The organism is Mariniblastus fucicola, from assembly GCF_008087665.1.
GTDB classification, from domain to species: domain Bacteria; phylum Planctomycetota; class Planctomycetia; order Pirellulales; family Pirellulaceae; genus Mariniblastus; species Mariniblastus fucicola.
Genome location: NZ_CP042912.1, coordinates 2,534,465 through 2,547,111, shown reverse-complemented (window position 1 = coordinate 2,547,111; position 12,647 = coordinate 2,534,465). Strand labels below are relative to the sequence as shown.

Sequence of the window (12,647 nt, the reverse complement as noted above, 5' to 3'; positions counted from 1 at the left end):
GAAACTGGAGAACGCGAAAAACTAGATACCAAGGAACGCCTGGAATCCAAGGGCCATCAGTCCAACAATGATGAACGTAATGCCCAGACCGCGAAGTCCCGGTGGCACATCCGAATAGCGAAGCTTTTCACGGATACCCGCCAAGCCTGCGATCGCAGCAGCCCAGCCGAAGCCACTGCCGAGTCCGAACACGACGGCTTCGGGAAAGTTGTAATCGCGTTGTTCCATAAACAGGGTTCCGCCCAGAATCGCACAGTTCACGGTGATCAGCGGAAGGAAAATTCCAAGCTGGTTGAACAGAGCTGGAAAGAACTTGTCGAGGAACATTTCCAGAATCTGAACGATCGCCGCTATCACTCCGATGTAGCAAATCAGGTTCAGGAACATCAGGTTCACGCCGACCAGTCCGGTTTCTTTCAGGAAGGCTTCCTTGATGACCCAGTTAACAGGAACCGTAATTACCTGAACGGCAATCACAGCCGCACCCAAACCGAGGGCCGTTTTCACATTCTTGGAAACCGCCAGGAACGTGCACATGCCAAGGAAATAGGCCAATGCCAGGTTGTCGACGAACGCTGATTTGAGAAACAGCGTTATCAGTTCAGCAGGATTTACATCAAACATTAGTTCGCCTCAATCTGTTCAGGCTTGTAGGTTCGCAGAACCCAAATGAATATTCCGATGATGAAGAACGCACTTGGCGAAAGCAGCATCAAACCGTTCGGCTCGTACCAGCCACCGTCGCCTTTAAGTGGCAACACTGTGAATCCGAACAGCTTCCCGCTGCCAAGCAATTCACGGAAGAAACCGACGACGACCAGGATCAAACCGTAGCCAAGTCCGTTTCCAAGTCCGTCCCAGAAACTGGCGATCGGATTGTTCTTCATCGCAAAGCCTTCCGCGCGGCCCATCACGATGCAGTTCGTAATGATCAGGCCAACGAAAACCGAAAGCTCTTTGCTGAGGTCGTAAAAGAAAGCTCGTAGAAACTGATCCACCAGAATGACCATCGATGCGATGATCGTCATCTGGCAAATGATCCGAATGCTCGACGGGATGTACTCACGAATCAGAGCAACTGCTGCACTGGAGCACGCCGTCACCACGATCACAGCCAAAGCCATCGTGACCGAAGTTGTCAGCTGAGTCGTTACAGCCAGGGCACTGCAAATACCAAGGACCTGCAACGCGATCGGATTGTTGTCAAAGACTGGTTCGGTAATCAGCTCGGCGGTTGTTTTTGCTTTAGCCATTTCCAACTCCTGTTTCCTGATCCGCGGTATCCGAGCTGCCAGAGGAAGCTTTTCTGCGTTCGATGAATGGCTTGAACCCTTCTGGTCCCAACCAGTACTCCAGAGCGTAAGTCACTCCATTGGAAGTAATCGTGGCTCCCGAAAGAGCGTCAACGGCGTGCTTGTAAGAAGTATCCGCGTTCTTGATCACCTTGATCTGGACCTCGCCGTCCTCGCCGTAAATTTCTTTGCCAGGCCACTGACTTTTGAACTTCTCGCTTTTGACTTCGCCGCCCAAGCCAGGTGTTTCTGCCTGGTCATAGAACACAAGCCCTTCAATTGTTTGAAAGTCCGGCTTGACCGCAAGGTAGCCGTGCATCATCGACCACAGCCCGTAACCACGAACGGGGAAAACGTAAGTCTTTGGGTTCCCGTCCGAATCGTTGAGGATGTAAACGAAAGAGTACTTCTCGCGATACTTGATGTTGGCCTTGTCTTCGCCCGTGATCTCGTCGGCGACAGCGTCACGCTTCGTTTTGGCAATCGTGAACTGGTCGTATTTCTTCTCCAATTCATCTTTGGTGTCCCAAGTCTTGCCAATCGACTGCATGGCCTTGAGCGCCTCATCAGGAGCCTCTTCGCCAGTCTCCATGTCGATGATGATCGTGGTGAAGTTCTTTTCGAACGTATCCAAAATCGATTGGCTATCCGCCATCGATTCGGCTGGAAACTTCGTCACAGCCAACAGGTTTTTCTTCCTGTCGATCGCAATATTGTCTTCCTGAATCGTCTTCAGCGACGACGCCGCTGTGGAAACGATCAGAGCACAAACCAGACACAACGCTCCGGCAACAATCGCCGTGTTGATCGGGTTGTCCTTGTTCTTTTTAAGGTTCTCAAGTGGCATAACGAGCCTCCCTTCGCTTGATATTGCGTTGGACTACAAACCAGTCGATCAGCGGAGCAAAAACGTTCGCGAACAGGATCGCAAGCATGATGCCTTCCGGAAACGCCGGGTTGATTGCCCGCACCAGAATCGTCAGGAAGCCGATTAACACTCCGTAGTAGATCCGTCCACTGTTCGTCATCGCCGACGAAACCGGGTCGGTCGACATAAACACGGTGCCGAAGGCGAAGCCACCGATCACCAGATGCCATTGCGGCCCAAGGTTCATGATCGGCGAGTCAAATCCAAGCATCGCCAGCAAACCGGAGAACGCCACCATGCCGCCGACGACACCTGCCATCGTACGCCACGAACCAACACCCGTTGCGATCAGGATCACCGCACCGATCAGACAAGCCAGCGTACTGGTTTCGCCCATCGATCCGTGAATGTTTCCAATGAAGCAACTCCACCAATCCGTCGCCGAAGTCGTATCCACACCCATTTGAGTGATGACTTCTGAAACGGTGCCTTCTTTTGCGTTGGCAACATAGCCCAGCATCGTCGCCCCGGAATAGCCATCGACAGCATCCGAGGTCGCCGTTTCGCCGAACGTTCCGACCGCCGTCCAAACTTTGTCGCCACTGATTTGCTTGGGATAGGCGAAGTACAAAAACGCTCTGGCCGTCAAAGCCGGGTTGAGGAAGTTCTTGCCCGTTCCGCCGAAGATCTCTTTACCGATCACGACACCGAACGCGATGCCGACTGCGACTTGCCACAGCGGAATCGTTGCAGGCAGCGTCAACGGGAACAGCATCCCCGTCACCAGGAATCCTTCGTTGATTTCGTGGCCGCGAATCACGCTGAAAATCAGCTCGCAGGTTCCGCCCACCGCCATGCAGACGATGTAGACCGGAAGGAAGAACAGCAGACCGTGGATGAAGCACGGCAAAATGTTTTGGGGGCTGAGGAAACCACCTTCGAGCCCGGCGACATTGACGCCGATCGCTTCGAGAGCCGCATAACGCCACGAACCGCTCCAGATCATTTCGCCAACGTCATGAATTGGCGGCGTGTAACCGGTCAATGCAATTGTTTTCTGAGCCTGATATCCGGTGTTGTAGCAGGCCATGAAAATACACGGCAGCAGCGCCAAAATCACCATACTCATCATACGCTTGGTGTCGATCGCATCACGAATGTGCGTCTTTCCATGCGCGACTTCTCCCGGCGTGTACAGAAACGTATCGTTCGCTTCGTACAGCGGATAAAGCTTCTCCAGTGGTCCGCCTTTATGAAAAAGCGGCTCCACCTTGTCCAGCATTTGTCTCAACATCTGCCGTTATCCTTCTTTCTCGATGAGCGTGAGGTTTTCTCGCAGGATCGAACTGTAGTCGTACTTTCCCGGGCAAACATAAGTGCACAGCGACAGGTCTTCTTCATCCAACTCAAGAACACCCAACTGCAACGCTTCTTCCGTGTCGCCGGTTTGAGCACCGACGATGATGGAACGCAACAACTGCGTCGGAAGGATATCCATCGGCATGACTTTTTCGTAAGTCCCCATCGGAACCATGGCTCGCTTGGATCCGCCACTGCTGGTCGTCATCGGGAACAGCTTCTTCAGCCACGAACCCGCGTAGATTTTCGTCACCGAATACTTGTCCGGACCAGGCAACTGCCACCCAAGAAACTCACGTTTGGTACCCTCTTCGAGCACACAAACCTGATTGTGATATCGTCCCAGAAAGTTTTCCGGTGCCTCTGCAGAGCGACCCGTCAAAACGGAACCGGAAACAACGCGAGCGTTATCCAGATCTGCGTTGCCTTCAAGAATCGGATCCAGACAGGCACCAAGCTGCGTGCGAAGCAGTCGAGGTTTTTCCACGCGAGGACCAGCCAGCGAGATGACTCGTTCAGGATTCAGCTTGCCAGTCGTGAACAGCTGCCCGACGGCAATCACATCCTGGTAATTGATATGCCAAACCGTTTTCTTTCCGTTGACCGGATCGAGAAAGTGAATGTGTGTGCCAACCAGGCCGGCTGGATGCGGACCGGCGAATTGGGCAAAGCTGACGTTAGGAACGTTTTCGCCCGGGACGCGAGAGTCTTCGCGAGTGCAAACGTAAGTCTTGCCTTCGGTCAGCTTCGACAGAACCGTCAGGCCGCTGACAAAGTTTTCCTTTTGCGATTCGATGATCAACTCGGGCTCAGCCGCCAGCGGATTTGTATCGATTGCGGTCACGAACAGCGAATGCGGTTCGGTGCCCGGTTCCGGGACTTTGCTGAACGGACGCGTTCGCAGTGCCGTCCACAGCCCGGACTTGACCAGCAACTCCTGAACCTGATCGCGGCTCAAGTTGCCAAGGTCGTTGAAGCTGTCGAACGACTCCGCGGCGTCACCATCGACGTCGATCACGAGCGAAAGGAAACGTCGCTTGGCACCGCGATTGATTTCCTTGACCGTGCCGGCGGCCGGAGAAGTAAAAATGACGCCGGGCGTTTTCTTGTCTTCGAAAACCGGTGTGCCAATTTTGACCTTGTCACCTTCGGCAACCAGCAATTTTGGCCTCATGCCGACATAGTCGTCACCGAGTAAGGCTACCGTTGCCACGGCAGGGGCGTCAGAAATATCCTGTTCCGGTCGCCCGGAGATTGGAACATCCAATCCCTTTTTGATTGTTTTGAGCATGGAATATTCCGTGCGGTCGTGGTGGAAAAGATTAGCCGTCGCGTCGTGCGACAATCGCCACTGTTTTAAAAATGAGGATGCTATCTTGAGTGAGCGATTTCGTCTTGGGGTGGTGAGGAGATTTTCACCTAACCGGCGCACCTCTCCCGCCAACAGACCGCTCAATCGCCCGAAATAGTATCGACTTCGTGAAAATTTTCACAGACTATTTCCGGTAAATCGCGGGTTTTTGCCTGAAATAAATCGCTCGAATACTCCAACTGGATAAGCGAACGCAATCGTCAGAATCGCACATCAATTTGAATTTCGACACCCGTATCGCATTTTCTTGGAAGGCTAAGCAACGCTCGTTGACCTGCGAATGTTGCTTCCACAAAAAGCATCACTTCACACCCCCCGAAACCGGTACAATGTGATAGCTACTTCTGGCTCTTCCCGTTCACAGGCGCCGTATGTGGATTCGAAAACAAATTGAGATCGGTTGGTCAGATTTGCTTTTCGCGTTGAATGTTTCTTTTTTCTCCCGCTTGCCGGATCGACGTAACGCGCTGTCGTTGATCGCGAAAATCTGGCCGGAAAACGACCCGGTTGTCTCACTTTCGGTCCGGACCGGATTCGATTGTATGCTGCAGTCGGTTCGCTGGCCGACAGGCTCCGAAGTCATCATGTCGGGATTGACGATTCCCGACATGCCGCGGATTGTCGAGCGAAATGGGTTTCGCGTCGTGCCGGTCGACATTAACGAAGCCACGATGGCTCCTGACGTTGATGCGGTAGCCAGAGCCATCACGCCATACAGCAAAGCCCTGGTCATCGCACATTTGTTTGGCAAACGTATTCCGCTGGAGCCATTTGCTGAACTGGCGAAAAAGCACAACCTGCTGTTGATCGAAGACTGTGCTCAGGCTTTTTCAGCAGGAGACTCGGGCAGTTCGATCGCCAACGTTTCGATGTTCAGCTTCGGTCCGATCAAATCTTCCACGGCACTCGGCGGAGGAATTTTGCAGATTCGCGATGATGAAATTCGCAACCGAATGCGATCCATCGAGTCGACTTATCCCCAGCACAGCAACCGTAAGTTCGGCCGACGGGTGCTAAAGTACCTGGGCATTAAAGCAGCTTCCAATCGCCGTTGCGCGGGCTTGTTATTTTCTGCGCTGCGAGTGGCAGGATACAATCCTGACAGAGTGGTTTCTTCATTGGCTCGAGGATTTGCGGGATCCGACTTTTTCGCTCGAATTCGGCAGCAACCTTCGACCGCGCTGTTGAGTCTGCTGGCGCGTCGATTGCAATCGTTCGATTCGCTGGCGTTGAATCGCCGAATCGCTCAGGCCAACCGTTTGTCATACCGTTTGAATAACTTGCGGCTGGCGGGTTCGTCCTCAAAAGTCAGCGAATCACTTGCGACGGTCGATTCAAGCGAGTCGACATACTGGGTGACTCCGGTTTGCACACGCGATGCGAGATCGGCCCAGCAGTTGGTGGCAGAACTTTCCCAGCACGGATTTGATGCGACTCGGCGCAGCAGTTTATCGGTCGTTGAGCCGACTCGACCAGCCAAATCACCGGCAATTTCGGCGACTCAAATTACAGCGTTACCAGTGGCCAGCTCAATCGTTGATCGCATGGTTTTTCTGCCACTCTGCGATGGCATGCAAGTTTCAGATTTGGATCAGATGGCCAGAATCGCCAATCGAGTGTGCAGCCGTTCGAGTCAAAACGTTCCAAGTCTGCTGCGTTTCGAATAAGCTTCCGAATATATTCGGCCGCGTTCTTGCCAGCCGCGATCGTAATCCACATCCTGAGGGAAATGCTAATCACTTTCCACGACAGTGTTTCGTGACTGCGGCAGGCGCAAATGATTGAGGGGTCTAGACAACAATCGTTGAGCTTAACGCAATCCCAACAGGTGCTGTCGGACGATGCCAGGACCGACGAAAAAGATGGGCCAACTTGCTGGCAACTCAATTCGCTGGCAAAAAAAATGCTGAAAACCGACGTTGCGTATGCGACAAATACCATTTACAAACGTAAACACTCATTTACAAACGTAAACACTTCTTGAAACTTCCGATGGACCGACCTGACATTTCAAACGCGGAGTGGCAAGTAATGAATATCATTTGGGATACCCAGCCAACGACCGCCAGTGAAATCATCAAACAATTGACGCAAACAACGGAATGGACTCCGGCGACGATTCGCACGTTTTTGCATCGATTGGTCAAAAAGGGCGCTTTGAATTTCGAGGAAGATGGCAATCGCTATCTGTACCGTGCCGCGATAACACGGCACTCAACGGTCAAGCATGCCAGTCGTTCATTTCTAACTTCCGTGTTCGACGGTCAGAGCGGTCCGTTGCTGACTCACTTTGTAAAAGCCAGCCAACTTTCTGCCGAAGATATCCAAAAACTGAAATCGTTGCTGGAGCAGAAGGAGTCGAAAGATGATTGAGACCTTTCTGCAGCAATCCGGATACGCACCTCTCGTGCAGCCTTCGCATCTCTGGTTCCTTGGGTTGCTCGACGCGTCCCTGATTGGAAGCTTGATCGTTGTCGCCGGCTTGGTTGTGAACAGGATTTTGCACCGAACATCGTCCTGTCGTTTCCTGTATTGCCTCTGGCTGGTTGTGCTGCTCCGTTTCGCATTGGTCTGGGTTCCGGCAAGTCCGACTAGCATTCTGAACCTGATACAAGCTGCTTCGACACGACCATCGACAGAGCAGGTCTTGGAGGTTGAGTTCCAGACGGTTGCACCCCCGCAACACCTGCCTCTTTTGACTAACAGGTTGGATGTCGCCGAAACGCCTATCGAAGCTACAGCCCCAGTGGTTAGTGCTATTCCACAGAGATCAATCTGGCCAACCGCCGTCGTGTCAGTCTGGTCGATTGGATTGCTTGTCTTGACTGGAAGGCTGTTCGTTGCATGGATTGAACTTCGACAAATCGTTAGCAACTCGATTCCGGCCGCTCAAATTGCTCCCGATGCGTCGAGATTGTTTCTGCAACTGAAACGCAAACTTCAAATCATGAGGCCGGTTCAACTGCTGGTCTCGGACCACATAAAGACGCCTGCAACTACCGGGATGTTTCGTCCGAAAATCCTCCTTCCTGGTAAATGCATTGACGAGCTTTCAGTTGAAGCGTTGCAATTAGTACTGGCTCACGAACTGATCCATGTTCGACGTTTTGATAGCGAGATTCAACTTGCCGCATGGTTGATTGGAGCGTTGCACTGGTTTAACCCATTGGCAAGGTTGGCGATCAATCGCATTGGTCTGCATCGCGAAATTTCATGCGACGCTGCTGTCGTTCGTCTTCCGGAGTTCCAAACCTCCGAGCGACTCTATGGCGAAACAATTTTAAAGCTGGCGCAGTTTTCAGACAGAGAAAGTCGAATTCCGGGCGTTCTTGCTCATGGATTCATTGGTTCAAACAAAAGCGAAATCACTCAAAGGATTGAAATGATTCTCAAACCAAAACGATCAACCAGGATGGGAAAAGTTTTTGGCGCAACCCTGTTGGCCTTGCTGTTGGCTGCTGGGTATACAGCGGCCCAATCCACTCCGCCAACAGCATCGGGACAGACTGCTGGCACTGAACGATCGGAAGATGACAACGCAATTGACGATACCTCCGATGACACTCGGCTTATTCAAACACAGCCCAACCCGCTTCCACGCAACAGCGATTGGCCGCAACCGTTCGGACGCAATTCTTCCATGAGCGAGCAACCGCCGATTGTGCGACTTTCGAATTCACCGCAAATTCAAGATCTGTACGCCAACGAGCTCCGGGCGATGCTACGAGGCGACACAGAATGTGATCTATGGGCAGACATAAAGTCAAACGCATATTTGAAACGGGCTCGACACTATCCCGCACCACGCAACTTTGAGACGGGCATGGCATCTGATGGCATCCTTTTGTCATCGCACATACCAATCAGCATCGAGTCCAGTGCTACGCGCCTCATTGATTTTGGCAAAGGCGTGCCGAGCGTATTGGTGGAGGACCCCGCCATCGTTGACGTCGTTCCAGTTACTTCGTCCAAGCTACAGTTCGTCGCTAAATCGCCTGGCACAACCACCGTAACCATCGGCTTCAATGGCGAGTCCCCGGAAACCATTCTGGCCACAGTTGTTGCTGAGAAATCGGCATTGCAGAAAGCCTTCACCAAACGGTTTCCGCAAACAAAGGTGAACCTTCGTGAAACAGATGGCGAGGTTATGTTGCTTGGAGACGAGCCAGACAAGGCTGCTGCCAGAAAGATGATCAGGTTTGTGGAGAAGAATTCGAAGCTAGATGTAAACACGACGAAATTTTGCCGCCAGCCGATCGTGTATAAAATTCGATGTTATGAAATATCGATGAGAAAGTTTCGCGAACAGGGTATTCATGTGCCCGACAGTCCGGGTGAAAAATACGCTTTGCCTTCAAAATTCTTCTTGAATGAAAATGACATTCTGGCCGCACGCAATAACGGGATCGGAATTGGAATTCGTTCTGGCGATGCGTCGGAAAAAACGATGGCGGTACTGGCGGCAAGCGGGGTCGCTCAACTGACTGATGCTCCAATCATTGTCGCCAACGTCGAACAAAAGGCCGAATTCTCTCATGGAGTAGAATTCCCTCCAAAACATCCTCGCAATGGTCGCAAGCCATTCAAGATTGGGAATTCCATCAACGTTTCGGCGCACAAAGTGAAAGATGACAGCTTTGTCATGGAAGTGCACGCAGAGTTCTCTGTTTCCGATCTGGCACTTTCGGGCTTTAGCGAAACCTCCGGATTTCAGGTTCATCGAATAAACACGGGGCTGAGAATGAAGTTTGGTCAGTCGTTGTTGTTGGTCCACGAACCGTCACGTGAAGTTCCTGATGGGAAAGCGATCCTGACGCTGATAACTCCCAACAATCCCCCGTCGAAATAGATGGGACAATCGCGGGCGCGACTTCGAACTGACTTTATGGTCGAAAATGACGATCCCGAATGAGCAGTGGAATTTTCGACGTCGCATGAAACGTTCGAAACAACCCGCTTACCAATTGAATTGTGCGCGCTTCGGCTCGCGGCTTTTCAAAAAATCGCGACCTTGTGAACTCGGATAACAGAGGTCTACAAAGCGGTGCGAATGAAAGCTCACACAGCGTCAACGTTTCGTGACCGTGGCAGGCGCACATGGAACTTGCTGCCTTTCCCAAGTTGGCTGTCGAGCGTAACTGATCCGCCGAATGCTTGCGTCAGGTGCTTCACGATCGCCAAACCCAACCCCGTTCCGCCCATGTCCCGAGAGCGAGCTTTGTCGACTCGATAGAACCGCTCGAACACGCGAGCCTGTTGCTCTTTCGCGATTCCGATCCCGGTGTCCGCGACGCTGACGACGACCCAGCGACCTTCCGCTTTGGTCGAAATGGAAACGCGGCCTCCCTCGGGCGTGTAGTGGATCGCGTTGATGACGAGGTTTTTAACCACGGTTTCAATCGCCTCCACATCACACCGCGCCATCGGACTGGGCTGGTCGAGTTGCAGATGCAGTTCCAGGTGGCGACCCAGCGCCGCGTCGAGGAACTGGCGATGCAGCGTTTCGCAGATCAAGTTGACATCGATGTCCGAGATCGAGAACGTTTTCTCGCCGGATTCAACTCGAGCCAGTTGCAGCAGATCCTGAATCTGCTGGTTGAGCGTATCCGCCTGAAATTCAATCTGTTCGAGAAATTGAACGTTCTTGTTCTCATCGTGCAGCGCTCCCATCCGCAATGTCTCGGCGTAGGCTTTGATCGAAGCCAGTGGCGTTTTGAGTTCGTGCGAAACGTTGGCAACGAAGTCCTGACGCATAGTTTCGAGCTGCCGAAGCTCCGTGACGTCGTGCAGCACGACCGCGACGCCGGGCTTTTCTTCATCGGCCAACATGGAAACGCGGACTTTCAACGTACGACTGGAATCGCCAATCGTCTTGAACTCGGCCTTGGAAAACGTTCGGTCTCGCTGTGACTTTTGGACCGCCTGCCAGAGCTCAGGAATTCGAACCACCTCGTCCAACATCCGGCCTTGCAACTTTTCGCGCTCAATTGACAGCATTCGACAAGCAGCGCCGTTGGCCAGCATTACCTCACCGTTTGGTTTCAGCGCCAGAACACCCTCGATCATGCTCGAGAGAACAGCTTCCAGTCGCTGGCTGTTTTCCACCAGTCGACTTTCGCGGCGTCTCAGTTCCGATTGCATTTGCTGGAAAGCCTCGGCCAGTTCTCCCCACTCGTCCTCCTGATGGTGAATCTTGGGCATTCCCTCGTAGACACCCTCGCCGATCTTTCTGGCCGTGTCGGAAAATAGCGCCAATGGACGCAAAAACCGCGACGCCAGAAACATCATGGCGATGGCTGTGAAAGCCCCGAGAATGATCGCAAACGTCCATACGTAACTCTGGACTGCTTCGACCGATTCGTCGATCGAAGCCGTCGGAAAGGCGACTCGTACGAATCCGCCTTCCAATTCCTCGGCAGCGCCATCGCTTTGCGACTCGCTTCGATCAGTCTGGTCCGTCTGTGTCGAGGTGTACTTGCGAGCGAGGTACATCATCGATTTGTTCAGCGTATTGCTGTGTCGTTGCGAAAACCCGACTCCATCCCGACTGGCGGCCAAAACCTCCTCACGGGTTCCATGCAAACCGATATCCCGAGTCCCAGTATCTGAATCCGCGATGACGACTCCATCGGCTGCGATGAGCGTGAACCGCATCTGTGTTTTCTTTCCGATCAGTTCCACATGTTTCGGCAAACCGGCGGAATCCATGCCGCCATCAAGCTCACGAATGTGCTCGGCCAGCATCGTCGTCATTGCTCTCATCTGAGACCGCGCGTCACGCAACATCTGATTGCGGACCAATTGCGTCAAAACAAGTACAAAAATACCGGCTGCGAACAGATGCAAAACCAGATAACCAAGCAAAAGGCGTCGCGAAACACGAGGGATTCTCACAAACCTGCTCTCGTCGATATGGAGGCAATCGGGACGTTCTGAATTTGCCACTGGTTGTTAAGTTTTCTTAACACTATGATCAAATCGGACAGAACAAGAAGTTTTGAAGAACGCTGATATGAGTACGATTGGAAAACTGTTTGGCAGGTCGCCGTTTGGCCAGCTTCAGCAACACATGGACCAGGTGGCGAAGTGTATCGTCAAGATGTCCGAGGTGTTTGACGCCGTCAAGGGTGGGCAGTTCGAGCTTATCGAAGATTTAACCGAGCAAGTTTCGCAGCTGGAACATCAGGCGGATCAAATCAAGGATGACATTCGAGAGCGATTGCTCAAGAGATTCTTTATGCCGATCGATCGTGGCGAGGTGTTGGAGATTCTTTCACTGCAAGATTCTCTCGCTGATACGGCTGAGGACGTCTGCAAAGTTTTGACGATTCGAAAGCTCCCGTTTCCGGAAGACATTCGGCCTGACTTTGACAAGTTCCTTGAATTGAACATTAACTCCTGTTCGATCGCTGCATCGATTATTGGTCAGCTGGACGAACTGATCGAAGCCGGGTTTGGCGGCACTGAAGCAGAGCGTATTCGCAGCATGGCAAAAGATGCCGCATTTGCAGAACACCAGGCCGACGTTGTGCAGATGAGCTTGCTCAAAAAGCTGTACGCTCATGACGTCAATTTTACGGCTGGCGAGTTCCATCTTTGGATGCGGGTCACACGCATCCTGAGCCGTTTGAGCAACTCTTCGGAAAACCTTGCCGATCGAGTGCTACGAACGCTCAGCATGAAATAGTTTTGCAGAAACAGCTGCACACTTTTTACCACAACAAACTTACTTCTTCAAAATAGGTCACCACGCCAA

General features: G+C 52.4%; 10 protein-coding genes. 4 read left to right on the top strand and 6 right to left on the bottom strand.

Annotated features, from left to right (window positions below):
• Window positions 1–21 precede the first annotated feature (21 nt).
• Genes nqrE through MFFC18_RS09345 form a run of 5 tightly spaced genes read right to left on the bottom strand, consistent with a single transcriptional unit; the run spans window position 22 to window position 4,810 of the window.
• Window positions 22–624: an NADH:ubiquinone reductase (Na(+)-transporting) subunit E gene (gene nqrE, locus MFFC18_RS09365; protein ID WP_075082239.1), complete on the bottom strand. Its 603-nt coding sequence runs from the start codon at window positions 622–624 to the stop codon at window positions 22–24.
• Window positions 624–1,253: an NADH:ubiquinone reductase (Na(+)-transporting) subunit D gene (locus MFFC18_RS09360; RefSeq protein WP_075082238.1), complete on the bottom strand. Its 630-nt coding sequence runs from the start codon at window positions 1,251–1,253 to the stop codon at window positions 624–626. Before MFFC18_RS09360 ends, nqrE begins: the two co-directional genes overlap by 1 nt.
• Window positions 1,246–2,139 carry a Na(+)-translocating NADH-quinone reductase subunit C gene (locus MFFC18_RS09355; RefSeq protein WP_075082237.1) on the bottom strand — a complete coding sequence of 298 codons (894 nt, stop codon included), beginning with the start codon at window positions 2,137–2,139 and terminating at the stop codon, window positions 1,246–1,248. The genes MFFC18_RS09360 and MFFC18_RS09355 overlap by 8 nt, the downstream gene beginning before the upstream one ends.
• A complete protein-coding gene (locus MFFC18_RS09350; RefSeq protein WP_075082236.1) occupies window positions 2,129–3,454 on the bottom strand; it encodes an NADH:ubiquinone reductase (Na(+)-transporting) subunit B in 1,326 nt (441 codons plus the stop codon). Before MFFC18_RS09350 ends, MFFC18_RS09355 begins: the two co-directional genes overlap by 11 nt.
• A gap of 6 nt (window positions 3,455–3,460) precedes the next feature.
• Window positions 3,461–4,810, bottom strand: coding sequence for a Na(+)-translocating NADH-quinone reductase subunit A (locus MFFC18_RS09345; protein WP_075082235.1), 1,350 nt, complete (start codon window positions 4,808–4,810; stop codon window positions 3,461–3,463).
• Between the two features lie 452 nt (window positions 4,811–5,262).
• Between MFFC18_RS09345 and MFFC18_RS09340 the strand changes: the two genes are divergently transcribed.
• The 3 genes from MFFC18_RS09340 to MFFC18_RS09330 all read left to right on the top strand — a co-directional run bounded on the left by MFFC18_RS09340 (window position 5,263) and on the right by MFFC18_RS09330 (window position 9,740).
• Window positions 5,263–6,558, top strand: a complete 1,296-nt coding sequence (locus MFFC18_RS09340; RefSeq protein ID WP_075082234.1) for a DegT/DnrJ/EryC1/StrS family aminotransferase — start codon at window positions 5,263–5,265, stop codon at window positions 6,556–6,558.
• A gap of 325 nt (window positions 6,559–6,883) precedes the next feature.
• Window positions 6,884–7,264 (top strand): BlaI/MecI/CopY family transcriptional regulator, encoded by a 381-nt coding sequence (locus tag MFFC18_RS09335; RefSeq protein WP_075082366.1) that lies wholly within the window; start codon window positions 6,884–6,886, stop codon window positions 7,262–7,264.
• Window positions 7,257–9,740 carry a M56 family metallopeptidase gene (locus MFFC18_RS09330; protein ID WP_075082232.1) on the top strand — a complete coding sequence of 828 codons (2,484 nt, stop codon included), beginning with the start codon at window positions 7,257–7,259 and terminating at the stop codon, window positions 9,738–9,740. The genes MFFC18_RS09335 and MFFC18_RS09330 overlap by 8 nt, the downstream gene beginning before the upstream one ends.
• Window positions 9,741–9,949: 209 nt before the next feature.
• On the opposite strand, the gene MFFC18_RS09325 is transcribed toward MFFC18_RS09330, so the two are convergent.
• Window positions 9,950–11,785: a HAMP domain-containing sensor histidine kinase gene (locus MFFC18_RS09325; RefSeq protein ID WP_075082365.1), complete on the bottom strand. Its 1,836-nt coding sequence runs from the start codon at window positions 11,783–11,785 to the stop codon at window positions 9,950–9,952.
• A gap of 118 nt (window positions 11,786–11,903) precedes the next feature.
• On the opposite strand from MFFC18_RS09325, the gene MFFC18_RS09320 reads away from it, so the two are divergent.
• Window positions 11,904–12,578 (top strand): TIGR00153 family protein, encoded by a 675-nt coding sequence (locus MFFC18_RS09320; protein WP_075082231.1) that lies wholly within the window; start codon window positions 11,904–11,906, stop codon window positions 12,576–12,578.
• Window positions 12,579–12,647: the final 69 nt, after the last annotated feature.

Bases quoted from the DNA above. Each gene is read 5' to 3' on its own strand.
- MFFC18_RS09335 (WP_075082366.1), top strand. From the start codon at position 6,884: ATGGACCGACCTGACATTTCAAACGCGGAGTGGCAAGTAATGAATATC.
- MFFC18_RS09355 (WP_075082237.1), bottom strand. From the start codon at position 2,139: ATGCCACTTGAGAACCTTAAAAAGAACAAGGACAACCCGATCAACACG.
- MFFC18_RS09330 (WP_075082232.1), top strand. From the start codon at position 7,257: ATGATTGAGACCTTTCTGCAGCAATCCGGATACGCACCTCTCGTGCAG.
- MFFC18_RS09360 (WP_075082238.1), bottom strand. From the start codon at position 1,253: ATGGCTAAAGCAAAAACAACCGCCGAGCTGATTACCGAACCAGTCTTT.
- MFFC18_RS09350 (WP_075082236.1), bottom strand. From the start codon at position 3,454: ATGTTGAGACAAATGCTGGACAAGGTGGAGCCGCTTTTTCATAAAGGC.
- MFFC18_RS09320 (WP_075082231.1), top strand. From the start codon at position 11,904: ATGAGTACGATTGGAAAACTGTTTGGCAGGTCGCCGTTTGGCCAGCTT.
- MFFC18_RS09345 (WP_075082235.1), bottom strand. From the start codon at position 4,810: ATGCTCAAAACAATCAAAAAGGGATTGGATGTTCCAATCTCCGGGCGA.
- nqrE (WP_075082239.1), bottom strand. From the start codon at position 624: ATGTTTGATGTAAATCCTGCTGAACTGATAACGCTGTTTCTCAAATCA.
- MFFC18_RS09340 (WP_075082234.1), top strand. From the start codon at position 5,263: ATGTGGATTCGAAAACAAATTGAGATCGGTTGGTCAGATTTGCTTTTC.